The organism is Streptomyces sp. NBC_01485, assembly GCF_036227125.1.
GTDB lineage: Bacteria > Actinomycetota > Actinomycetes > Streptomycetales > Streptomycetaceae > Streptomyces.
The window spans coordinates 901486-924772 of the sequence record NZ_CP109435.1 but is presented as its reverse complement, the minus strand read 5'-3'; the positions used below and the strand labels follow the sequence as shown (position 1 = coordinate 924772).

The following is a 23287-nucleotide window of genomic DNA, read 5'->3' as shown; positions in this document are numbered from 1 at the left end:
ATGCGTCATGCCGTGGGCAGTCCGAGGAGCGCGCGGGCCACGGTCTGTGGCGACTCGTCGCGCTCTCGGGCGAGTGCGATGACGGCGCGACAGGCCAGTTCGTTGACCCCGAAGGACAACGCTTCCGGCGACACCCATCCCGCCGCCTCGTCGATCCCGTCCTGATCGTCCTCCGCGCAGGCCGAGACGTACACCGCGGCAGCCTCGAACAGATTGTGCGGGCGTTTCCCGCTCCCGCCCGCACGCGGCGGTGCCCCGTCCGGACGTCCCTCCCCGTCCGGACGCGACCGTGCGCGCGTCGCGTCGAGGAATCTCTCGTAGGTTCTGCGGAACCTGCCTGACATGCTGGCCGCCTTCCCCCTGCTGGTTGCCCCAACTGATCGTGGGTCTCCTGCTGTTCAACCTAGAGTTGGAGTTTCCGCGACAGAGGGGGAGCGAAACCGTGCAGCGCTTCGAACGGCTCGAACAGATCCGGCGGATGGACCCGTACGAGGACGCGTTCGAGATCTACCGACTCACTGCGGCCTACGAGTTCCCCTGGGACATCACCCGCGCCCTGGAACTGGCCCTGTACCGCACCTACGCGGTGCCGAGCATCGGGCGACTGCTCGCGGAAACGGCGGAACTCACCGATCGCTCCCAGAAGCGCTACGACGACACCTCCCTCCTGCTCGACGCCGTCGTCGAGCACGGCTTCGACAGCGAGAAGGGGCGTACGGCCGTCCGTCGCATCAACCAGATGCATCGCAGCTACGACATCAGCAACGACGACATGCGGTACGTGCTCTGCACGTTCGTCGTGATGCCCAAGCGATGGATCGACGCCTACGGATGGCGCAGGCTGTCCCGCCACGAGATCGTCGCCTGCACGGTGCACTACCGAACCCTGGGGCACCGCATGGGCATCAAGGACATCCCCGAGACCTACGAGGAGTTCGAGGCCTGCCTCGACGCCTACGAAGAAGCCCACTTCGCATGGGACGAGGGTGCGCGAAGGGTCTCGGACGCCACGCTCACCCTGATGGCCTCCTGGTATCCGAGGCCGCTGGCCCCCGTCCTGCGCCGCGTCACGCTCGCCCTCCTCGACGAACCGCTCCTGAAGGCCTTCCGCTACGCCGCTCCGGGCCCCGTCACCCGCGCCCTGGTACGCGGAGGGGTACGCGCGCGTGGACGCGCGGTGCGGCTGCTGCCGCCGCGCCGCGCACCCCACTACGCGCGACAGAACTGGGAGATCAAGGGCTACCCGAACGGCTTCCTGCTGGGCGACCTGGGCACCCGCCCCGTGCCCGGCGCAGGCGGCTGCCCCGTACGGCACGCGGACGGATCAGCCACCCAGTGAGCCGAGCGTGTCGCGCAGCCAACTGGGCTCGGCCCGGGACATGGCCCCGACCCGCCCCCTGCACCGCACCGCAGGCGGTCGCCAGAGGCGTGTGAGCCCTCAGGCCTCGCGGACGGCCAGGGCCAGGAAACGGTCGTCCTCGTCGACGTACGACGTCATGCGCCACCCCGAACCGGTCAGCAGCGGGCGGAGGTTGGGCTCCGCGCGCAGGTCCTCCGGGGTGATCTGCCGGCCCTGCCGGGCCGCGAGCGCCGCCCTGCCGATCGGGTGGAACAGCGCCAGCGTGCCGCCGGGGCGCACCACCCGTGCCAACTCCCGCAGGTTCTCCTGCGGACGGGGCAGGTGGGCGATGAGGCCCGCTCCGAACACGGCGTCCAGGGACTCGGAGCGCAGGGGGAGCGCGGCGACGTCGGCGAGCAGCAGTCGCCCGTCGCGGTCGCGTCCGGCCCGTACGGCGGCCTCCAGCATGGCCGGGGTCAGATCGGCCCCGACGACCACTCCCGAGGGCCCCACGGCCGCACGCAGCGGCGTCAGGGCCCGCCCGGTGCCGCAGCCCGCGTCCAGCACGTGGTTCCCCTCGCGCAGACCGAGTTCGCCGACCGCGGCCGCGTAGGCGGGACCGTCGTCGGGGAACTTGCGGTCCCAGTCCGCGGCGCGGGCGGTGAAGAACTCCTGAACGTGTGTGTGGTCGTCGCTCATGTTCCGCATGATCCCTCACTGACATGGACGACGCCTCGGTGCACATGTTCGAGCGTGACCCGATCGATCCGGCGCACTTCCGCGTCATATTCCAACACCTTTCGAAATGCGCCCCCTTTGTGCTCCCGTGCCCCGGCTAGCGTCCCGTGGCCATGGGACACCTGGACCACGCCGCCTTCGGCTGGCTGACCCCCGTGCTGTCGTACGTGATGGCCTGCATCGGCGCCGCCCTCGGGCTGCGCTGCACCGTGCGTGCCCTCGGCGCCACCGGACGCTCGCGCCGCAACTGGCTGATCACCGCGGCGTCGGCGATCGGCACCGGCATCTGGACCATGCACTTCGTGGCCATGCTCGGCTTCGGCGTCAGCGGCACCGACATCCGCTACGACGTTCCGCTGACCGTGTTCAGCCTCCTCGTTGCCATGGTCGTCGTCTGCGCCGGCGTCTTCGCCGTCGGCTACAGCCGCGACCGCACGCGCGCGTTGCTGATCGGTGGGCTCACCACCGGCCTGGGTGTGGCGAGCATGCACTACCTGGGCATGGCCGCGGTCCGGCTGCACGGCGACGTGACCTACGACCCGGTGCGCGTCGGCGTCTCCGTCCTGATCGCCGTCGTCGCGGCCACCGCGGCCCTCTGGGCGGGACTCAACATCAAGTCGCCGATCGCGGTCGCCGTCGCCTCCCTCGTCATGGGCGCGGCGGTGAGCAGCATGCACTACACCGCGATGTTCGCGGTGAGCGTCCACGTCACGCCCTCCGGGGAGGCACTGCCCGGGGCCACGGCGATGCAGTTCATCTTCCCCCTCGCCGTCGGCCTCGGGTCCTACCTCTTCCTGACCTCGGCCTTCGTAGCGCTGTCACCCACCACGGGGGAGCGCGCGGCCTCCGCCTCGGCACAACAACCGGTGGAGAACCTCGTAGGCCGACAGCAGACCCGGACCGTCTGACGCGACCGGCACACGGCACGCCCCGACCTGCTTCCGAGCGAGGAGGCCATGCGTACACCCCGTAGGACCCCCACGGCAGGCGCCGACGCGCCGCCCCCCGCGCGCGGGCGACGCGCCCACGCCGGACCCCCGGCCGACGAAGGGCCGGACGAACACACGGACAGACCGGCGGACGCGATACCCCCGCGCGCGGAAGGCTGGCGCATCCGGCCGCGCACCGTGCGCGCCAAGATCGTCTGCCTGCTGATGGTGCCGGTCGTCTCCCTGCTGGCGCTGTGGGCGTACGCCACCGTCAGCACCGCCCAGGACGTCTCCGGACTGCGCCAGTTGCAGCGCGTGGACTCCCAGGTCCGCGCCCCCGTCGCAGCCGCGGTGGCCGCCCTGCAGACCGAACGGGCGGCCGCCGTACGGTACGCGACCGCCCCCGCCCCCGGGCAGGACGGTGACCTGAAGGAGCTCGCGGAACGCACGGACCTCGCGGTGGCCAAGCTGCGGCTCGGCGACCACAGCACCGTCGCCGACGGCCAGGAACTGCCCACAGGAGTGGCCCAGCGGCTCGAGACCTTCGTCTCCGGGGCCGAGGGACTCACCTCGCTGCGGACCGCAGTGCTCGACGGCAAGACCGGCTGGGAGGACGCCTACGGCCGGTACACGAGCACGATCTCCGCGGCCTTCTCGGTCGGCGGCGCCCTCTCCGGCATCCAGGACGCCGAACTCGGCTCCGACGCGCGCGTGCTGCTCGAGTTCTCCCGCGCGGGAGAGGCCCTGTCCCAGGAGGACGTCGTGCTCGCCGGCGCGCGCCAGGCCGGGGGACTCGACGCAGAGCGACTGCGCCGGTTCACCGGCGCCGTCGCCACGCGCCGCACCCTGACGGAATCGGCCGTCGCGGACCTGCGCGGCCCCGAACGCACCGCCTGGCAGCGCCTCGCCGCCGGCAGCGCCTACGCCGCCCTGGTCGCCGCGGAGGACAGGGTGCTGGCCGACGGGCCCGGCGCGAAGGCGATCGCCGCTGCTTCGGCCGGCACCTGGGACAAGGCCCACGCGCGCGTGCAGAACGCGATGCGGACCATCGAGGCGGACGCCGGACGCGGTGTCGCCGACCGCGCCGACCCGTTCACCCGCGGTCTGCTCACCGCGGCCGGCGCCGCGGTCCTGCTGGGCCTCGCCGCCGTCGTCGCCTCGCTCGTCATCTCCGTGCGCATCGGCCGCGGACTCGTCATCGAGTTGGTCAGCCTGCGCAACAGCGCCCTGGAGATCGCCCGGCGCAGCCTCCCGGACGCCATGCGGAAGCTGCGCGCCGGGGAGGAGATCGACGTCCGCGCGGAGGCCCCGCCCGGACCTCCCGCCGAGGACGAGACCGGCCAGGTCGCCGAGGCGCTGGGCACCGTGCACCGCGCCGCGCTGCGCGCCGCCGTGGAGCGCGCCGAACTCGCCAGCGGCATCTCCGGGGTGTTCGTCAACCTCGCGCGCCGCAGCCAGGTCCTCGTACACCGTCAGTTGAGCCTCCTGGACAGCATGGAGCGCCGCTCCGACGACCCGAACGAGCTGAGCGACCTCTTCCGGCTCGACCACCTCACCACCCGTATGCGGCGCCACGCGGAGAGCCTGATCATCCTCTCCGGGGCGGCGCCGGGCCGGGCCTGGCGCATGCCGGTGTCCCTCACCAACGTGGTCCGCGCGGCCGTCTCCGAAGTCGAGGACTACGCGCGCGTGGAGGTACGTCAGCTCCCGGAAGCGGGCGTCATCGGCACCGCCGTCGCCGACCTCACCCACCTGCTGGCCGAACTCGTCGAGAACGCCGCCCAGTTCTCGCCCCCGCACACGCGTGTGCGCGTCACCGGCGAACCCGTCGGCAACGGATACGCCGTCGAGGTCGAGGACCGGGGCCTCGGCATGGGCAAGGAGACCCTCACCGAGGCCAACCGGCGCATCGCGCAGTCCGAGGCGCTCGACCTCTTCGACAGCGACCGGCTCGGTCTGTTCGTGGTCAGCAGGCTCGCCGCCCGGCACGGCATCAAGGTGCACCTGCGGACCTCGCCCTACGGCGGCACCACGGCGGTCGTCCTGCTGCCGACGCCCCTCCTGCACAGCGGCAAGCCGGAACGTTCCGCCCGCGAGGTGGCTCAGGCACAGGCTCAGGCGCAGCAGTCCGCGGAACGCGAGTACGCGCGCGTGGCAGCAGCCGACCGGCATGCCTCCGACCGCCCAAACCGCCCCGACCGGCCCGAACGCCCGGCCCCCGACCGGCAGCAGGAAGCCGTCCCCGCGCCCGCCGCCCGCCCCGCGCTGGTGGCCCCCGTACGGGCCGCCGCCGAACCGGCGGCAGCCGACCCCCCGCCTCCCGGAGTCACCACCTTGCGCCTGCACCGCCTCCCGGACGACTCCGAAGGCTCGGACGGCCTCCCGCGCCGGGTGCGGCAGGCCAGTCTCGCCCCGCAACTGCGCCGCCCGCTCCAGGAAGAACCGGCCCGGGCACCCGGTCCGCGCGGCGACGAAGGACGTACCCCCGAAGTCGTACGGGACCGGATGGCCGCGTACCGGGCTGGCTGGACCCGAGGCGGCGGCAGGGAACCCGGCCGCGCAGCCGCCCCGGATCCACCGGGCAGCGACAGCAGTGAAGGAGACCCCGCATGATCCAGGACCCGAGCACGAGGTCGGCCCAGCGGTCCGGCGAACTCGACTGGCTGCTGGACGACTTGGTGATGCGCGTGAGCGAGGTACGGCACGCCGTGGTGCTGTCCAACGACGGCCTCGCCGTCGGCGCCTCGAGCGACCTCAGGCGTGAGGACGCCGAGCACCTCGCCGCCGTCGCCTCCGGCTTCCACAGCCTCGCCAAGGGCGCCGGCAGGCACTTCGGCGCCGGCGGTGTGCGCCAGACCATGGTGGAGATGGACGACGGCTTCCTGTTCGTGGCCGCCGCGGGCGACGGCTCCTGCCTGGCCGTCCTCACCGCCGTGACCGCCGACATCGGCCTGGTCGCCTACGAGATGGCGCGGCTGGTCAAGCGGGTCGGCGAGCACCTCTACACGCCGACCCGCCTCGCCGCGCGGCCGCCCACCGCCGGATGAGCCGAGGAGCGACCCGCGCAGATGACCGAGGACATGATCGAGGACAGAACCGGCGCCCCGCGCGGGCTCGGCAGCCAGTGGTACGACAACGAGGCCGGCCCGCTCGTCCGCCCCTACGCCATGACGGGCGGACGCACGAGGCCGGGCCCCACCGGAGTGCGCTTCGACCTGATCGCCCTGGTCACCCTGGACCCGGGTGCGCCCGGCACGGACGGCATGGCGCTCGGACCGGAACACCGCACCCTCATCGATCTCTGCCGTACCGAGACCCAGTCCGTCGCCGAACTCGCGGCGGGCGCGGACCTTCCCGTGGGCGTCGTCAGGGTGCTCCTCGGCGACCTGCTGGAACTCGGCTGCGTCACCGTAAGCCGTCCGGTCCCGCCCGCGCAGTTGCCCGACGAACGGATTCTGCGCGAGGTGATCGAGGGGCTGCGAGCGCTGTAGACGAACGCTCCATCGGTCAGATCGTGATCGAACCCGGCTGAAATCGGTCGAATCCGGCGGAAGACGGCCCCCGTTGTCATGTTGCCGGCTTCGCGCACATGCCGAAGCCGTACGCTCCCGTAACTCTCCCGAGAGAAGTGATCCATGGTCTCCGAGCACTCCGACGCCACGGACGGCGAGACGGCCCCGCTGGCGTTGAAGATTCTGGTCGCCGGCGGGTTCGGCGTGGGCAAGACCACGATGGTGGGCGCGGTCAGCGAGATCAAGCCGCTGCGCACCGAGGAACTGCTGAGCGAAGCCGGCCAGTTGGTGGACGACACCGACGGCGTGGACCAGAAGGTCACGACGACCGTCGCCATGGACTTCGGCCGGATCACCATCCGTTCCGGCCTCTCCCTCTACCTGTTCGGGACGCCGGGCCAGGACCGCTTCTGGTTCCTGTGGGACGAACTGTCGCAGGGGGCTCTCGGCGCGGTGGTCCTGGCCGACACCCGGCGCCTGGAGGACTGCTTTCCCGCCGTCGACTACTTCGAGCACCGGCACATCCCGTTCGTGGTGGCCGTCAACTGCTTCACGGGCACGCGGACATACGGCGCCCAGGACGTCTCGCGCGCCCTCGACCTCGACCCGGGCACCCCCGTCGTCCTGTGCGACGCCCGTGACCGCGACTCGGGGAAGGAGGTGCTGATCCGGCTGGTCGAGTATGCCGGGCGGATGCACACCGCCCGGCTGCTCGACTCCGTGGGCTGACCGCGCCGCCGTAGGCCCAGGTCAGTTGGCGATGTCCCGTTGCGCCAGGACCTTGTCGATCCCGACGCGGACGAGCAGTTCCCCCGGAACCCCGTTGCGGGCGCCGAACTCCTCGGCACGCTGCTCACCCATGTACCGGGCCGCGATCCGAGCAGCCCAGTGCCGGACCTCGTCGAGGTCCTCCGAGATCCGGGCCCGGCCCTGCAACACCACGTAGTCGAACGGCGGCCGGTCGTCGTCCACGCACAGGGCGATCCGGCCGTCCCGCGCCAGATTTCGCCCCTTCACCGTGTCCTTGCCGGTGTTGAACACCACGTCGTCCCCGTCGAGCAGGAACCAGATCGGTGCCACGTGCGGACTTCCGTCGGCCCGCACGGTCGACAGTTTTCCGGTGCGGGTTCCGTACATGACGAACGCCCGCCATTCCTCATCGGTCATCTTCTGTGCCATGCCGCCATCCTCCTTGCTCCGGCGGTCGGTCCTGGGGAAGGGTGGCGGACAGGTTCTCCGGCGAGGCGGAGATTCGCACGGGGAACGTCACACGAGGAACGTCACACGGGGAGTGGGACATGGCGCAGGACCAGGATCTGGGCTGGCTGTTGGACGATCTGACCGAGCGCGTCGACCATGTGCGGCACGCGCTCGTCCTGTCCAACGACGGGCTGGTGGCGGGCGCGAGCACGGGACTGCGCCGGGAGGACGCGGAGCACCTCGCCGCCGTCTCGTCCGGAGTGCACAGCCTGGCCAAGGGATCAGGACGCCACTTCAGCGCGGGCCGAGTCCGCCAGACGATGATCGAGTTCGACGACGCGGTGCTGTTCGTCACCGCCGCGGGCACCAGCAGTTGCCTGTGCGTGCTCAGCGCGGCGGAGGCCGACATGGGCCAGATCGCCTACGAGATGACCCTGCTCGTCAACCGGGTCGGTGAACACCTCACCGTGGACGCCCGACAGCCCGAACGCACCCCACTGACAGACCTCTGACCTGCATTTTTGTTCTCCTCCGTGGAGTTATCCACAGGCTCGCCACGAGATCGGCGATTCCGGCTACGGTTTTTTCCGAGGCCACCGCGGACAGCGCGGGCCCGCTTCAGTCCACTTCACTCCACGGGGGAGATCTGCCATGTCCGACAACACCGTCACGCAACCACACTCCGTCTCCTGCACGCCGAGTCGGGCGGCGCGGGAACTGGATCTGAAGCGAGCCGAGTTCGACCTCGCCGTGCACCTCGGGCGCATCAGGACCACGCCTGACGAAGGAGGAGGGGGCCGTCGGGTGCCCCGCACGGAGATCGACCGTCTGCGCTCGGAACCCGGCTTCCCCGAGGCACTGCGCGAGAGCGTGCTGGCCGTGGGCACCGGCGACGGAGCCGCCATCCTGGAGGTGCCACCCACCCGGTTCACCCGCCTCGCACGGGTGGGACTGGTGGTGCCCGTCAGGTTCTATCTCAACCGGTACCGGGCCGTCGTCTGGATGTATCTCGCCGACGAACTGCGGCAGTTCGCCGCCGACAAGACCAACTCGTTCCTGCTCACCGGCCGGACACCCGAGACGTTGCGGAGTCAACTGGCCGCAGGCGTCGACCTGCGGGCCCGGAACTGGCGGGGACGCCACCTGGGCTTCCTGCTCCGCCAGGCCGACGGCCCCTGGCAGCACGCCGGAGTCCTGGCCGGGTTCCTCGACCCGCTCCAGGTCGCGGAGATCGTCAAGGACCCCTACGAACGCGCCCACCTGAACCGGTTCCGCCCCGGACCCCCGGCCCACGGCACCCCGGGCACGCCGGGTGCGCACCTCGCCGAGAAGATCATGACGGCGGACGACCCCGACGAGATCGCCTGGCTGAGGTCCGACCTGGAACGCACCCTGGAAGAAGCCCGTGCCGACCAGCCCGCGCCGCGCCCCTCGCCGAAACCGTTCCGGTCGACACCTGTTCCGCCGAACCCGGGCGCATCGAGTTCCCTGCCGGAACCGGCCCCCACACACCCGGCGCCGCGACCGGACACGCCTGACGGGCGCGACGAGCCGGGTCGGCCGACACGTGGCCTGCTGAGCCGGCTGCGCCGCCGCCGAAGCACGTGACGCACGTGACGTCCGTGTGATGCACGGCAACGGCAGCTACAGCGCCCGGAAGAGCCCCTCCTGGACGACGGACACCAGCAGGCGCCCTTCCAGGTCGTAGATGCGCCCACGGGCCAGCCCTCGTCCGCCGGTGGCGATCGGCGACTCCTGGTCGTACAGGAACCACTCGTCCGCGCGGAACGGCCGATGGAACCACATCGCGTGATCCAGCGACGCCATGTCGAAGTTCCGCGGACCCCACAGGGGTTCGACCGGGAGGCGGACGGCGTCCAGGAGCGTCATGTCGCTGGCGTACGTGAGGGCGCAGGTGTGGACGAGCGGATCGTCGCCGAGGGGCCCGACCGCGCGCATCCACACCGCGCTGCGCGGCTCGGCACCCTTGACGTCCTCCGCGCTCCAGCGCAGCCGGTCCGCGTACCGGATGTCGAAGGGCTGTCGGCGCGCCATGCGCTCCAACTGCTCGGGCAGTGCGCCCAGATGCTCCCGGACCTCCTCCATGACCGTCGGCAGGGAATCCGGGTCCGGGACATCGCGCGGCGGCAGTTGGTGTTCGAAGGGACCTTCCTCAGGCTTGTGAAAGGAGGCGGTGAGATTGAAGATCGTGCGCCCCTGCTGCACGGCGGTGACCCGGCGGGTGGTGAAGGACCGCCCGTCCCGCACCCGTTCGACCTGGTACACGATGGGCACACCCGGCCGGCCCGGGCGCAGGAAGTACGCGTGCAACGAGTGCACGGGCCGGTCGCCGTCGGTGGTCCGCCCGGCCGCCACCAGCGCCTGGCCCGCCACCTGGCCGCCGAAGACCCGCTGCAGGGACTCCAGCGGGCTGCGGCCACGGAAGATGTTGACCTCGATCTGCTCCAGGTCGAGCAGGTCGACGAGTCTCTCGGCCGGATTCGTCATCGGTGTGCTTCTCCTGTGCCCTCTGCCATGCCTTGTTCTGTACGTACTCGGCCGCCTGCTTGGCAGCCTGTTTCGCTGGTCACAACTGGCCGACGGCGGTGACGCGGAGGACCGCGCGACTCTCGGCGTCGGAGGCCGTGAGGTCGACCTCCGCACTGATGCCCCAGTCGTGATCGTCGTTCGGGTCGTCGAAGATCTGGCGGACACGCCACAGGGCGTTCTGCGGCTCCTCCTGGATGACGAGCAGCTTGGGACCCCGGGCGTCCGGACCGGTACCGAGGTCGTCGTACTCGTCCCAGTACTTGTCCATCGCCTCGCCCCACGCGTCGGCGTCCCAGCCGGACTCGGCGTCCAACTCGCCCAGCGCGTTGACGTGGTCGAGTGCGGCGAGCTCGACACGGCGGAACATCGCGTTACGGACCAGGACCCGGAAGGCGCGCGCGTTGGCGGTGACCGGCTTGACCTCGTCGGCCTTCTCCTGGGCCTCCTCGGCGGTCATCTCCGCCGGGTTGGCGAGCTGCTCCCACTCGTCCAGCAGGCTCGAGTCGACCTGGCGCACCATCTCGCCCAGCCACTCGATCAGGTCCTGCAGATCCTCGGACTTGAGGTCGTCGGGGACGGTGTGGTCGAGGGCCTTGTAGGCGCTCGCCAGGTAGCGCAGCACGATGCCCTCGGTGCGGGCCAGCTCGTAGTGCGACACCAACTCCGTGAAGGACATGGCCCGCTCGTACATGTCACGGATGACGGACTTCGGCGACAACGGGTGGTCGCCGACCCACGGGTGGCTCTTGCGGTAGGTGTTGTACGCGTGGAAGAGCAGCTCCTCCATCGGCTTCGGGTACGTGACGTCCTGGAGACGCTCCATGCGCTCCTCGTACTCGACGCCGTCCGCCTTCATCGCGGCCACCGCCTCGCCGCGCGCCTTGTTCTGCTGGGCGGCCAGGATCTGCCGCGGATCGTCCAACGTGGACTCGACGACGGAGACCATGTCGAGCGCGTAGGACGGCGACTCCGGGTCGAGCAGTTCGAACGCGGCCAGCGCGAAGGTGGACAGCGGCTGGTTCAGCGCGAAGTCCTGCTGGAGGTCCACGGTGAGGCGGACGACACGGCCCGTGCCGTCGGGTTCGTCGAGCTTCTCGACGATCCCGCCGTCCAACAGCGAGCGGTAGATCGCGATCGCGCGCCGGATGTGCCGCAGTTGCTGCTTGCGCGGCTCGTGGTTGTCCTCCAGCAGGTGTCGCATCGCCTCGAAGGCGTTGCCGGGCCGGGCGATCACCGACAGCAGCATCGTGTGCGTCACCCGGAAACGCGACGTCAGCGGCTCCGGATCCGACTCGATGAGCTTGTCGAAGGTGTTCTCCGTCCAGCCCACAAAGCCTTCCGGAGCCTTTTTCCGCACCACCTTGCGACGCTTCTTCGGGTCTTCGCCGGCCTTGGCGAGCGCCTTCTCGTTCTCGATGACGTGCTCGGGCGCCTGGGCGACCACGTAGCCCGCCGTGTCGAAGCCGGCCCGCCCGGCCCGACCCGCGATCTGATGGAACTCACGGGCCCGCAGGGTGCGCACGCGGTTGCCGTCGTACTTGGTCAGTGCCGTGAACAGCACGGTGCGGATGGGCACGTTGACGCCCACGCCCAGCGTGTCCGTACCGCAGATCACCTTCAGCAGACCGGCCTGGGCGAGCTTCTCCACCAGCCGTCGGTACTTGGGCAGCATCCCGGCGTGGTGGACGCCGATGCCGTGCCGTACGTAGCGCGAGAGGTTGCTGCCGAACTTCGTGGTGAAGCGGAACTTGCCGATCAGGTCGGCGATCTGCTCCTTCTCCTCGCGCGAGCACATGTTGATGCTCATCAGCGCCTGCGCCCGCTCCACCGCCTGCGCCTGCGTGAAGTGCACGATGTAGACGGGCGCCTGCTTCGTCGCCAGCAGGTCGGTGAGCGTCTCCGTCATCGGCGTGTACTGGTACTCGTAGGACAGCGGTACGGGCCGGGTCGCCGAGCGGACCACCGCGGTGGGGCGGCCGGTGCGCCGGATGAGGTCCTTCTCGAAGAAGGACACGTCGCCGAGCGTGGCCGACATGAGGACGAACTGCGCCTGCGGCAGCTCCAGGATGGGGATCTGCCACGCCCAGCCGCGGTCGCCCTCCGCGTAGAAGTGGAACTCGTCCATGACGACCTGGCCGACGTCCGCGTTCTTGCCGTCGCGCAGCGCGATCGACGCGAGGACCTCGGCGGTGCAGCAGATGACGGGGGCGTCGGAGTTCACGGACGCGTCGCCGGTCAGCATGCCGACGTTCTCCGTGCCGAAGATCTTGCACAGCTCGAAGAACTTCTCCGACACCAGTGCCTTGATCGGGGCCGTGTAGAAGGTGACCTCGTCGCGGGCGAGAGCCGCGAAGTGCGCGGCCGCCGCGATCATGCTCTTGCCGGAGCCGGTGGGCGTCGACACGATCACGTTCGCCCCGGAGACCACCTCGATCAGCGCCTCCTCCTGATGGGAGTACAGCGTCAGACCGCGCTCCTGCGCCCAGGACTCGAAGGCTTCGTACAGGGCGTCGGGATCTGCGGTCGGCGGCAACTGATCGATGAGGGTCACGACCCCATCTTGCCTGCCCTCGCCCTTGATGGGGGAATCGGCTGCCGGCCCGAAGATCACGACCGCTACGCTGTGTCGCCGACGGAGCGTCATCGCACCCGGTCAACTGGACAGCGGCACACGAGGAATAGGGCGGGCAACGGCCATGATGGGACCAGCACACTCACTGTCGGGCGCCGCCGCCTGGCTCGGCGTCGGTGCGGCCGCCGCGGCGGCCGGGCACACGATGCCCTGGCCGGTTGTGCTCGTCGGTGCGCTGATCTGCGCCGGCGCCGCACTCGCCCCGGACCTCGACCACAAGGCCGCCACGATCTCCCGGGCCTTCGGCCCCGTCTCGCGCTGGCTGTGCGAGATCGTCGACAAGCTCTCCTACGCCGTCTACAAGTCCACGAGGAAGCAGGGCGACCCGCGTCGCTCCGGTGGGCACCGCACGCTCACCCATACCTGGCTGTGGGCGGTCATGATCGGCGGGGGGGCCTCGGCGCTGGCGATCACCGGGGGCCGCTGGGCGGTGCTGGCGATCCTCTTCGTGCACATGGTGCTGGCGATCGAGGGCCTGCTGTGGCGGGCGGCCCGGGGTTCCAGCAGCGACGTGCTGGTGTGGCTGCTGGCCGCGACCAGCGCGTGGATCCTCGCCGGTGTGCTGGACAAGCCGGGCAACGGCTCGGGCTGGCTGTTCACGGACCCGGGCCAGGAGTACCTGTGGCTGGGGCTGCCGATCGTGCTGGGAGCGCTGGTGCACGACATCGGGGACGCGCTGACCGTCTCAGGCTGCCCGGTCCTGTGGCCCATCCCGATCGGGCGCAGGCGCTGGTACCCGATCGGTCCGCCCAAGGTGATGCGGTTCCGGGCGGGCAGTTGGGTCGAGCTGAAGGTGCTGATGCCCGTGTTCATGGTGCTCGGGGGAGTGGGCGGGGCCGCCGCCCTCAACTACATCTGACGGGCGATGCGACGGGTGCTGCCGGCCGGTGTGACAGCGGCGATGACGGCGATGACAGCGGTGTCGGTGCCGGTTCAGGTCATCGCCCCGCCGTCGCCGTAGCGCCGCTCGAAGCGGGCGACTCGGCCCTCCGTGTCCACGGTGCGCGCTGTGCCCGTGTAGAAGGGGTGGCTCTCCGAGGAGATCTCCACGTCCACGACCGGGTAGGTCTCGCCGTCGTCCCACTCGATGGTCTGGTCGCTGGTCGCCGTGGACCGGGTCAGGAAGGCGTAACCGGCCGTGCGGTCGCGGAACACGACCGGGTGGTAGTCGGGCTGCTTGTCCTGCTGCATGCGTGCTCCTCGTGCAGTGGAGGCGGCGACGGGCCGGGAACGGCCGGGCCGGCCGCGGGCGGGTCAACCGGACAGGGCGTCCTCGTCGACGATGTGCATCGCGGCCTCCTCGGCGGAGGCGGCCGCGCCGTCGATGCCCACGTCCGTGGCGATCAGCGCGCTCTCCTCGTCCTCGTGGACGCCTTCGTCCGGTGCCACGAGCCGGCCGGAGCGGGCGGCGCCGACCTCGTTGTCGAGGAGTTCCCCGTCGGTGCCGTCGCAGTCGCCGAGGCCGTCACCGTCGGGGACGTCGAGGTCGGGGAGCTCCTCCGCGAGCCGCTGGTCCAGGCTCTCCCCCTGCCGGCGCTCCGCGGCGGTCACACCGGTGTGTTCCACGGCCCAGGGGCGGTCCGGAGGCGACCAGCCGCGGTCGAGGGGGTCCCCGACGCCGTCGTTCTCCAGGGTGTCCTCCACGTCGAGCAGTCCCGCGTCCTCCTGGATGTCGGACGCGTCGGGCTGGTAGACGTCGTCTCCCCATCCGTCGGCGCTGTTCACGGGTACCTCCAGGGGGTGACGGGCCCGTACTCTCCGTGGTCGGCGATGGGATACCGCCGGACGGAGCACCGGCCGGGCGCGGCGTGTTCCGGATGGTGTCCGGCTGCCTCCCGCGCGGGTGACGCTATCCAGCGTTCCACTCCGCTTCGGGACCGCGCAACGCCAAAGCACGCACCGGGCCGGGGTCGGGTCGCCTCGGCCGGAGCGTCGGGCCCTCGACCTGCGGCTGCCCACATGCCCCTGAGCGTCGCCCCGGGCCCGGTCGCCTACTCCGCTCCCGGCGCGTACGCCGCCACCCACGGCGGCTCTCCCGAGGGTGCCGCCACCAGTGCCAGGACCACCATCTACGGCGCCGCCACCCGCCCTACAGGCACCAGTGCCGACCGTGATACCCGGACCTGGCCCCGGACCCGCACCGGTCTCAGGCCTCGCGCCGGCACCGCCCTTCGGTGCCGGCCCCCTCTCTCCTCACCCGTGCCACGACCGCCAGAGTGCTGCGTAGGCTCCGTCCGCCGCGACCAGCTCGGCATGGCTGCCCAGCTCGCTGATGCGGCCGTTCTCGACGACGGCGATGACGTCGGCGTCGTGGGCGGTGTGCAGGCGGTGGGCGATGGCGACGACGGTGCGGCCGTCCAGGACGCGGGCGAGGGACCGCTCCAGATGGCGGGCGGCACGCGGGTCGAGCAGCGAGGTCGCCTCGTCCAGCACCAGCGTGTGCGGGTCGGCCAGCACCAGGCGGGCCAGCGCGATCTGCTGGGCCTGCGCCGGGGTGAGCGCGACACCGCCGGAGCCGACCTCGGTGTCGAGGCCGTCGTCCAGTGCCCGTGCCCAGCCGGCCGCGTCGACCGCGCCCAGCGCCGCCCACAGCTCGGCGTCCCCCGCGCCTGTGCGGGCGAGCCGGAGGTTGTCGCGCAGGGAGCCGACGAAGACGTGGTGCTCCTGGTTGACGAGCGCCACGTGCGAGCGGACCCGTTCGGCGGTCATCTGCGACAGCTCGGCGCCGCCGAGGGTGATCCGGCCGTCGCGCGGCGCGTAGATCCCGGCGAGCAGCCGCCCCAGCGTGGACTTGCCCGCGCCCGAAGGGCCGACCAGGGCCAGCCGGGTCCCGGGGGAGACCTCCAGGGACACCTTGCGCAGCACGTCGACGCCCTCGCGGTAGCCGAAGTGGACTCGGTCGGCGAGCACGTCGCGGCCGTCCGGCGCCAGCCCGGAGTCCCCGCCGTCCGGCTCGATGTCGCGCACTCCGACGAGGCGGGCCAGCGACACCTGGGCCACCTGCAGCTCGTCGTACCAGCGCAGGATGAGGTTGACCGGGTCGACGAGCATCTGGGCCAGGAGCGCGCCCGTCGTCAGTTGGCCGACCCCGATCCAGCCTTGCAGGACGAACACCCCGCCGAGCATGAGGACCGAGCCGAGCACCGTGACGTGCACGAGGTTGATGACGGGGAAGAGCACCGACCGCAGCCACAGCGTGTAGCGCTCCCAGGCGGTCCACTGCTGGATGCGCTGCTCCGAGAGTGCGACGCGGCGGTCGCCCAGGCGATGGGCCTCGACGGTGCGGCCGGCGTCCACGGTCTCGGCGAGGGCGGCGGCCACGGCGGCGTACCCGGCAGCCTCCGAGCGGTAGCCGGCGGGTGCCCGCTTGAAGTACCAGCGGCACCCGACGACCAGGAGCGGCACCGCGACCAGTACGGCGGGCGCCAGTGGCGGTGCCGTGACGACGAGCCCGCCGAGCAGCAGCAGTGCCCACATCACGCCGATCGTGAGCTGGGGCACGGCCTCCCGCATCGCGTTGGCCAGCCGGTCGATGTCCGTCGTGATGCGGGACAGCAGGTCGCCCGTCCCGGCCCGCTCCAGCACACCCGGCGGAAGTCGGACCGACCGTACGAGGAAGTCTTCGCGCAGGTCGGCCAGCATCCGCTCGCCGAGCATCGCGCCGCGCAGCCGCACCTGCCGTACGAAGGCGGCCTGGACGACCAGGGCGAGCACGAACAGCGAGGCGGTGAAGCCGAGATGGAGCTCGCGCGCTTCGTCCGACAGCCGCTCCACGAGATCGCCGAGCAGCCACGGACCCACCATCGAGGCGACCGTGGCGACCGTGTTGACGAGCAGGAGGAGCAGGAAGGCGCGGCGGTGCCGGCGCAGGAGTTCGGCCACGTAGGCGCGTACGGTCGCGGGGGCGCCGACGGGCAGGGTGTTCGCCGTCGTCGGTGCCGCCGGGTCGAACGCGGGTGGCGCCACGCCGATCATGCGGTCTCCTCGATCTCTTCGCGTTCGATGTCTTCGAGACTGTCGGCTGTGAGTGTGTCGGCTTCGAGACGGTCGGCTTCGAGTTCGCCGGCCGTGAGTCCGTCGGCTTGGCGTTCGCCGTCTTCCAGGTCCTTCAACACGCCGTTCAGGGTGGCCTCGTCGTCGGTCTCCCTGGTCACGACGGCCCGGTACCGGGGTTCGGTGTGCAGCAGTTCGCGGTGCACGCCGACCATGACGGCCTCGCCCTCGTGCACGAGCACGACCCGGTCGGCCCGGTCCAGCAGCAGGGGGGACGAGGTGAACACGACCGTCGTGCGCCCCGCGCGCAGTTCGCGCAGCCCTTCGGCGATCCGTGCCTCGGTGTGCGAGTCGACGGCGGAGGTCGGCTCGTCCAGGACGAGCACCTCGGGGTCCGTGTACAGGGAGCGGGCCAGCGCGAGCCGTTGCCGTTGGCCACCGGAGAGGGACCGGCCGCGTTCGGTGATGCGGGCGTCCAAGGGGTCGTCGGCGTCCAACGAGCCCTGGACGAGCGCGTCGAGGACGTCCCCGCACTGGGCGGCGGCGAGCGCCGCACCGGCGTCGACCTCACCCGAGGCAGGTACGTCGAGCAGGTCGCGCAGGGTTCCGGACAGCAGCACCGGGTCCTTGTCCTGGACGAGGACGGCCGTGCGCGCGCAGTCCAGCGGCAGTTCGTCCAGCGGGACGCCGCCGAGCAGCACCGACGGGCTGTCCTCCGGGGGGTGTCCGCCGAGCCGTTCCGCCAGTTGTCCGGCCACGTCCGGGTCGCCGCACACCACGGCGGTGAGCCGGGCGGCCGGGGCGAGCAGGCCGGTGGCGGGGTCGTACAGGTCACCCGAGGGAGCGTCGGCCGCGCGCGATCCGCCGACGTCGGTGACCCGCTCCAGGGACAGCACGCGTGCGGCACGTTTGGCCGACGGACGCGAGAAGGAGTAGGCCATCGCGATCTCCTCGAAGTGCCTGAGGGGGTAGGCCAGGACCATGACGGAGCTGTAGACCGTGACCAGTTCGCCGACGGTGATGCGGCCCTCGCGGGCCAGGTGGACGCCGTAGCAGACGACCGCGATCAGCAGCAGGCCGGGCAGCAGCACCTGGATGGCGCTGATCAGGGACCACATGCGCGCGCTGCGCACGGCCGCGTGCCGGACCTCCTGGGAGGCGCTGCGGTAGCGGTCGAGGAACAGTTCCTCGCCGCCGATCCCGCGCAGCACCCGCAGGCCGGCCACGGTGTCCGAGGCGAGCTCGGTGGCGCGTCCGGCCTTCTCGCGCTGGACGTCGGCCCGTCGCGTCGCCGCGGGCAGCAGGGGCAGCGCCGCGAGCGCGACGACGGGCAGGCCGACGGCGACGACCACGCCGAGGGCCGGCTGGTAGACGACCAGGCCGACGCAGACCAGCAGGACCGTGACGGCCGCGGCGGTGAAGCGGGACACGGCTTCCACGAACCAGCCGATCTTCTCGACGTCGCCCGTGGAGACGGCCACCACCTCACCGGCCGCGACCCGCCGGGTCAGCGCGGAGCCGAGCTGCGAGGCCTTGCGGGCCAGCAGTTGCTGGACCCGGGCGGCGGCGGTGATCCAGTTGGTGACGGCGGCGCGGTGCAGGAAGGTGTCGCCGATCGCGGTGGCGGCACCGCACAGGGCCATCAGCCCGCCGGTGAGGGCGAGCCGGGTACCGGAGCGGTCGACGACGGCCTCGACGGCGAATCCGACGCAGAACGGCTGCGCCGAGACGGCGACGAAGTGCAGCAGCCCCCAGGCCAGGGCCTTGAGCTGGCCGCCCAACTGATTGCGGCCGAGCCACCACAGGAAGCGGGGGCCCGAGCGGGCGTCCGGCACACCCGGGTCGCGGTACGGAAGGTCTTGGATCTGCATGACGTCCCAGTGGCTCGAGTCAGGGGAGGGGGATAGGCGGGGAGGGCGGAGAGAGGCGGGGGTCGGGGAGGGGGAAGGGGGAGGGGGAGACAAGGGAGTGGATGTGCGGGAAGGCCCGCGGGGAGCGGCAACAAACCGTGCAAGGTTCGCGTCGCAGCGTGGTGGAAATCAACCTGTTTTCCGCTGCGGCGACCGGATCCGGCAGCCATCGACGCGGCCCGGATGTCCGGAATCTGCCGCAAATGACCGGAAAGTGATGCGAGCATGGCCCGATGCGACATGGCGAGGTGCGGCGCGTCGGGGCCGCGACGGTGACCTGTGGTCTTCTGCTCGCGGCCCTGGCCGCCTGTGGTGGTTCGGGCACGGAACACAGGCGAGGTGGTACGGCGGGAGCGGGTGCCGAAGGCGGCGGCACCCCGTCGAGCACGGCCGCGGCGACCCGCCTCCCGGGCGTCGGGGACCGGTTGCAAGGGCGGATTCCCGCTGGATCACGCCAGGTCCTGGCGGTGTACGGCGACGGAAAGGACTCCGCGGACGCCACCGTCGTGTTCTACGCCAAGCGCGGCACGGCCTGGGAGCGGGTCCGGAGCTGGCCGGGGCACAACGGCAAGAAGGGCTGGACCGCCGACCACCACCTCGGCGACAACCGCAGCCCTGTCGGCGTGTTCACGCTCACCGCCGCGGGCGGCGTCCTGGACGACCCCGGCGCCAGGCTGCCGTACACGCAGTCCGAGGACTTCGGGGCGCCGCACTGGTGGGAGCGCTCGCACTGGCACGACTTCGACTACGTCATCGCCATCGACTACAACCGCGTCAAGGGCACGCCGCCCGACGATCCGACCCAACCCGAGGGCGAGGAGAAGGGTGGCGGGATCTGGCTGCACATGGACCACGGCAGCGGCACGTCGGCCTGCGTCAGCCTGTCCAAGGCGGCGATGGAATACCTGCTGCGCACGCTCGACCCGGATCAGCATCCCGTGGTGCTCATGGGAGACAGGGCCGCGCTGAAGGGTTAGCACTTCCGGCGGAGGAGTCAGGAGGTGGCGGGAGGCGCCCGGATGCCTCATTGCGGGGGAGGGGCAACTCGCCGTAGAACACCGGCCATGAGAAGTCGGATAGTCATGTCCATGCTCATCGGAGCGATTCTCCTGGCGGGCACCGTTCTCGGGGGCGGCGCGCCACAGGCGGCCGCCTCCGCATCCACCGCCTCCGCGACAGCCGCCACCTCCCCGGCATCCGCCACCTCCCCGACGTCCCCGACGTCCGTGTCGGGCGAGGTTCCCGCCGAGTTCGGCAGCGACTGGCACGACCCCCTCACCGCCGCCCCGCCCGTGACCCCGCCCGACAGCAAGTCCTGCCAGGTCACCCTTGCCGAGGCGCGCTTCCGGGACTTCACGCCGTACCGGGGCTCGTACACCCCGCCGGACGGCTGCGGCGACCGCTGGAGCAAGGTGGTGCTGCGGCTCGACGGCAAGGTCGCGGGGCGGCAGTTCGACCGGCTGGGCTATCTGCGCGTCGGCGGGGTGGAGGTCTTCCGTACCTCGACGCCCGAGCCGTCGCCCGACGGGATCGAGTGGTCCGTCGAGAAGGACGTCACCCGCTACAGCGACACGTTCCGCGACGCCCAGGACGTGGAGATGCTCATCGGCAACGTCGTCGACGACACCTACACGGGCGTGATCGACGTCAAGGTGACCCTCACCTTCTACGAGGGAAAACCGGCCGCCGCCCCCGACCGCGTCCTCACCCTGGCCGACGGCCCCGACGGCCAGACCCTCACCACGCCCCGCAACAGCGAACGCGTCGTCGCCGAGGTGTACGCCACCGGCTCCGGCGGCGGGTGCGAGGAGTACTGGTACCTGACCGTGCCCGCGGCGGCGCCGTACTCCTGCCACGCCGACGACGGCCCCTACCGGGAGGTGCAGGTCAAGGTCGACGGGCGGCTGGCCGGAATCGCCACTCCCTTCCCGACCGTCTGGACCGGCGGCTGGTCCAACCCCTTTCTCTGGTACGTGATCCCGGGCCCCCGCGCTCTCGACATCAAGCCGATCGAATACGACCTGACCCCCTTCGCCGGGATCCTCAACGACGGCCGCCCGCACCGCGTCGAAGTGTCCGTCGTCGGTGTGCCCGCGGGGCAGAGCGGCTGGAGCACACCGGTCAACGTGCTCGTCTGGCAGGACCCGGGGAAGGCCGTCGTCGGCGGGAGACTCGTCACGCACGAAGCGGGTGGGCTCACCGACTCCACCGTCTACACGCCCGGCACGCAGCACCGCGTCGACACCGAGGGCGGGCACCGCCTGGCCGTCGCCGGCTACCTCGACACCTCGCACGGGCGCGTGCGGACCACCGTCACCCGCACCCTCGCGACCACCTCCGCGCACCGCTGGACCGACGGCGAGACCGTCGACGGCCTCGACGCCGCCTGGACGGACGACGAGTCGGTCACCGTCGACGGCCGCGGACCGGCCCGTACGACGCGCACCCACCGGACGTACACGATGAACGGCACCACCACCCTCGGCACGGACGGCCGGCTGCGCACCGTGCTGACCCTCGGCGACCGGGCCGACGCCGTGACGGTGCGGGGCGGCCGGCGCACGGGGTGGTCGCGGCTCGACGACACCTACACGGGTGACGCGACCTTCACCGTCAACGTGCCCCGCGATCAGCGCCACGCCGTCGGCACGACGAGCGAGCGCTACCGGCTGGTCGGCCCGGACGGTTGCCACGACCGCCGGCTGACCACCGTTCAGGGGGTGCTGGCCCAGGACCGCGACGGCTGCTGAGACGGAGTTGCGTGCGATGCGTCACTCGTGACGGGATTTACCTTGCGGAAACGCGACGGTCTTGCGTGCGATCAACGGCACCTCCAAAGTGATCGCCACGGAAGCCGCTTTCCGTATCGCAGAAGTCCCCGTCCTTGACTTCTGTGTCCCACCCGTCCCCCAAGGAGTGCCCGTGCCGCCGTCCGCCCCGTCCCTGCCGCGACGCGTCGCACGCATACTGCGTACCTCACTCTTCGCGCAGGTCGCCTGCGCGCTCGTCCTCGGCATCCTCGTCGGAAAACTGTGGCCCGACGTGGCCACGGATCTCCAGCCGCTCGGTGACGGGTTCACCCGGCTCATCAAGACGATCATCTCGCCCCTGGTGTTCTGTGTGGTCGTCGTCGGCATCGCCAAGGCCGGTGACCTGAAGGCGTTCGGCCGGATCGGGCTCAAGGCGCTGATCTGGTTCGAGATCGCGAGCACGCTCGCCCTGCTCATCGGACTCGTCGCCGCCAACCTCGTCCACCCCGGCTCGGGGATGAACGTCGACCCGTCCACGCTCGACACCTCGGCGGTCGACGCGAAGACGGGCGGCGGTTCGCTGCCCTCGACGACCGAGTTCATCGTGAACGCGCTGCCCACCAGTTTCATCGGCGCCTTCGCGGAGAACTCCCTGCTCCAGGTGCTCATCCTGGCCTGCCTGGTGGGCGCCGCACTGCTGCACCTCGGCCACACCAAGGTGCCGAAGGTGCTGCCCGCCATCGAGCAGGCCCAGGAGATCATCTTTGCGATCGTCGGCTTCGTCATGCGGCTGGCGCCGATCGCGGTGTTCGGCGCGATGGCCGTCCTGATCGGCAACTACGGGCTCGGCGTGATCGAGACCTACGGCAAGCTGATCATCCTGTGCTACGCGGCCGCGGCCCTGTTCATCGCGCTGCTCGCCGTCGCCCTGAAGCTGGTCACCGGACTGAGCCTGTGGAAGTTCCTGCGCTACATCCGCGAGGAGGTGCTGCTCGCGCTCGGCACCGCCTCCACCGAGGCCGTCATGCCGCGCGTGATGCAGAAGCTGCGCAAGGCCGGCGCCCGCGACGACGCCGTGGGCCTGGTGCTGCCGACGGGGTACTCCTTCAACCTGGACGGCGCCTCGCTGTACCTGTCCATCGGCACCCTGTTCATCGCCCAGGCGGTCGGCGTCGACCTCAGCCTGGGCCAGCAGATCACCGTGATCCTGGTGCTCATGCTCACCAGCAAGGGCATGGCCGGCATCCCCGGCTCGGCCTTCCTCGCGCTGTCCGCGACCGCCTCCTCGCTGGGGGCCATCCCGGCCGGAGCCGTCGCGCTGCTGCTGGGCGTGGACCGCATCATGGACTCGATGCGCGTCGTCACCAACCTCCTCGGCAACTGCGTCGCGGTCTTCGCCGTCTCCCGCTGGGAGGGCGCGCTGGACCTGGAGCGGGCCAAGAAGGTCCTGAACGGCGAGGACGTCGCCGCGACGGAGGAGGAACCGGAAAGCCCCGCCGAGCCGGAAAGCCCCGCCAAGCCCGAGGACCTTGCCAAGCCCGAGGGGTCCGTGAAGCCGGAGGGCGCCGGGCAGCCGGAAGGCGCCGAGAGCCCGGAAGCGGCCGGGGGCCGGGCTGCGGTTCCCGCCCAGCTCACCAAGGAGACCGCCCCCGAGGCGAGTTGACGGACGGCGACAACGCAACGGGCCGTGGCCGCCCCTCCAGCAGTACGGAGGGGCGGCCACGGCCCGTTCCC

21 protein-coding genes are annotated in these 23287 nt (G+C 71.3%); 12 read left to right on the top strand and 9 right to left on the bottom strand.

The annotated features are described in order from the left end of the window. Window positions 1-5: 5 nt before the first annotated feature. Window positions 6-344, bottom strand: a complete 339-nt coding sequence (locus OG352_RS03805; protein WP_329214302.1) for a hypothetical protein — start codon at window positions 342-344, stop codon at window positions 6-8. Window positions 345-442: 98 nt separating this feature from the next. Between OG352_RS03805 and OG352_RS03800 the strand changes: the two genes are divergently transcribed. Further along, window positions 443-1339 carry an oxygenase MpaB family protein gene (locus OG352_RS03800; protein WP_329214299.1) on the top strand — a complete coding sequence of 299 codons (897 nt, stop codon included), beginning with the start codon at window positions 443-445 and terminating at the stop codon, window positions 1337-1339. Window positions 1340-1438: 99 nt separating this feature from the next. Here the strand turns inward: OG352_RS03800 and OG352_RS03795 are convergent, their stop codons facing one another. Next, window positions 1439-2038 (bottom strand): class I SAM-dependent methyltransferase, encoded by a 600-nt coding sequence (locus tag OG352_RS03795; protein WP_329214298.1) that lies wholly within the window; start codon window positions 2036-2038, stop codon window positions 1439-1441. Between the two features lie 152 nt (window positions 2039-2190). Here OG352_RS03795 and OG352_RS03790 point away from each other — a divergent pair, with 152 nt between their 5' ends. The 5 genes from OG352_RS03790 (at window position 2191) to OG352_RS03770 (ending at window position 7247) form a co-directional block, all read left to right on the top strand. Then, the gene (locus OG352_RS03790; RefSeq protein WP_329214296.1) at window positions 2191-2985 is read left to right on the top strand and encodes an MHYT domain-containing protein; all 795 of its coding nucleotides are present in this window, start codon (window positions 2191-2193) and stop codon (window positions 2983-2985) included. 48 nt (window positions 2986-3033) lie between these two features. Next, entirely contained in the window at window positions 3034-5619 is a 2586-nt protein-coding gene (locus tag OG352_RS03785; protein WP_329214294.1) for a sensor histidine kinase, read from the top strand. Continuing rightward, window positions 5616-6053 (top strand): roadblock/LC7 domain-containing protein, encoded by a 438-nt coding sequence (locus OG352_RS03780; RefSeq protein WP_329214292.1) that lies wholly within the window; start codon window positions 5616-5618, stop codon window positions 6051-6053. Before OG352_RS03785 ends, OG352_RS03780 begins: the two co-directional genes overlap by 4 nt. 33 nt (window positions 6054-6086) lie before the next feature. Continuing rightward, window positions 6087-6497, top strand: coding sequence for a DUF742 domain-containing protein (locus tag OG352_RS03775; protein ID WP_329223700.1), 411 nt, complete (start codon window positions 6087-6089; stop codon window positions 6495-6497). 144 nt (window positions 6498-6641) lie between these two features. Then, the gene (locus OG352_RS03770) at window positions 6642-7247 is read left to right on the top strand and encodes a GTP-binding protein (protein ID WP_329214290.1); all 606 of its coding nucleotides are present in this window, start codon (window positions 6642-6644) and stop codon (window positions 7245-7247) included. A gap of 21 nt (window positions 7248-7268) precedes the next feature. Here OG352_RS03770 and OG352_RS03765 read toward each other — a convergent pair whose 3' ends face one another. Then, window positions 7269-7697, bottom strand: coding sequence for a PPOX class F420-dependent oxidoreductase (locus OG352_RS03765; RefSeq protein WP_329214288.1), 429 nt, complete (start codon window positions 7695-7697; stop codon window positions 7269-7271). 119 nt (window positions 7698-7816) lie between these two features. Between OG352_RS03765 and OG352_RS03760 the strand changes: the two genes are divergently transcribed. Continuing rightward, a complete protein-coding gene (locus OG352_RS03760; protein ID WP_329214286.1) occupies window positions 7817-8230 on the top strand; it encodes a roadblock/LC7 domain-containing protein in 414 nt (137 codons plus the stop codon). Window positions 8231-8369: 139 nt separating this feature from the next. Then, window positions 8370-9326 carry a DUF6397 family protein gene (locus OG352_RS03755; RefSeq protein WP_329214284.1) on the top strand — a complete coding sequence of 319 codons (957 nt, stop codon included), beginning with the start codon at window positions 8370-8372 and terminating at the stop codon, window positions 9324-9326. A 36-nt stretch (window positions 9327-9362) separates the two neighbouring features. Here OG352_RS03755 and OG352_RS03750 read toward each other — a convergent pair whose 3' ends face one another. Together OG352_RS03750 and OG352_RS03745 are read right to left on the bottom strand one after the other, a co-directional pair. After that, complete coding sequence (locus OG352_RS03750; RefSeq protein ID WP_329214282.1) at window positions 9363-10226, bottom strand: acyl-CoA thioesterase; 864 nt, start codon at window positions 10224-10226, stop codon at window positions 9363-9365. A gap of 79 nt (window positions 10227-10305) precedes the next feature. Continuing rightward, window positions 10306-12819 carry a DEAD/DEAH box helicase gene (locus OG352_RS03745; protein WP_329214280.1) on the bottom strand — a complete coding sequence of 838 codons (2514 nt, stop codon included), beginning with the start codon at window positions 12817-12819 and terminating at the stop codon, window positions 10306-10308. Window positions 12820-12964: 145 nt separating this feature from the next. Between OG352_RS03745 and OG352_RS03740 the strand changes: the two genes are divergently transcribed. Beyond that, complete coding sequence (locus OG352_RS03740; protein WP_329214278.1) at window positions 12965-13759, top strand: metal-dependent hydrolase; 795 nt, start codon at window positions 12965-12967, stop codon at window positions 13757-13759. A 74-nt stretch (window positions 13760-13833) separates the two neighbouring features. On the opposite strand, the gene OG352_RS03735 is transcribed toward OG352_RS03740, so the two are convergent. From OG352_RS03735 to OG352_RS03720, 4 genes are all read right to left on the bottom strand, one after another. Next, on the bottom strand, window positions 13834-14091 hold the full coding sequence (locus OG352_RS03735; protein ID WP_329214276.1) for a type B 50S ribosomal protein L31: 258 nt from the start codon (window positions 14089-14091) through the stop codon (window positions 13834-13836). Between the two features lie 63 nt (window positions 14092-14154). After that, window positions 14155-14625 (bottom strand): DUF5709 domain-containing protein, encoded by a 471-nt coding sequence (locus tag OG352_RS03730; RefSeq protein WP_093781420.1) that lies wholly within the window; start codon window positions 14623-14625, stop codon window positions 14155-14157. Window positions 14626-15093: 468 nt separating this feature from the next. After that, window positions 15094-16875 carry an ABC transporter ATP-binding protein gene (locus OG352_RS03725; RefSeq protein WP_329214274.1) on the bottom strand — a complete coding sequence of 594 codons (1782 nt, stop codon included), beginning with the start codon at window positions 16873-16875 and terminating at the stop codon, window positions 15094-15096. Next, complete coding sequence (locus OG352_RS03720) at window positions 16872-18764, bottom strand: ABC transporter ATP-binding protein (protein WP_329214272.1); 1893 nt, start codon at window positions 18762-18764, stop codon at window positions 16872-16874. Before OG352_RS03720 ends, OG352_RS03725 begins: the two co-directional genes overlap by 4 nt. A 272-nt stretch (window positions 18765-19036) precedes the next feature. Between OG352_RS03720 and OG352_RS03715 the strand changes: the two genes are divergently transcribed. From OG352_RS03715 to OG352_RS03705, 3 genes are all read left to right on the top strand, one after another. Then, complete coding sequence (locus OG352_RS03715; RefSeq protein WP_329214270.1) at window positions 19037-19780, top strand: L,D-transpeptidase family protein; 744 nt, start codon at window positions 19037-19039, stop codon at window positions 19778-19780. Window positions 19781-19867: 87 nt separating this feature from the next. After that, the gene (locus OG352_RS03710; protein ID WP_329214268.1) at window positions 19868-21553 is read left to right on the top strand and encodes a peptide-N4-asparagine amidase; all 1686 of its coding nucleotides are present in this window, start codon (window positions 19868-19870) and stop codon (window positions 21551-21553) included. 172 nt (window positions 21554-21725) lie between these two features. Beyond that, complete coding sequence (locus OG352_RS03705; protein ID WP_329214266.1) at window positions 21726-23216, top strand: cation:dicarboxylate symporter family transporter; 1491 nt, start codon at window positions 21726-21728, stop codon at window positions 23214-23216. Window positions 23217-23287 lie beyond the last annotated feature (71 nt).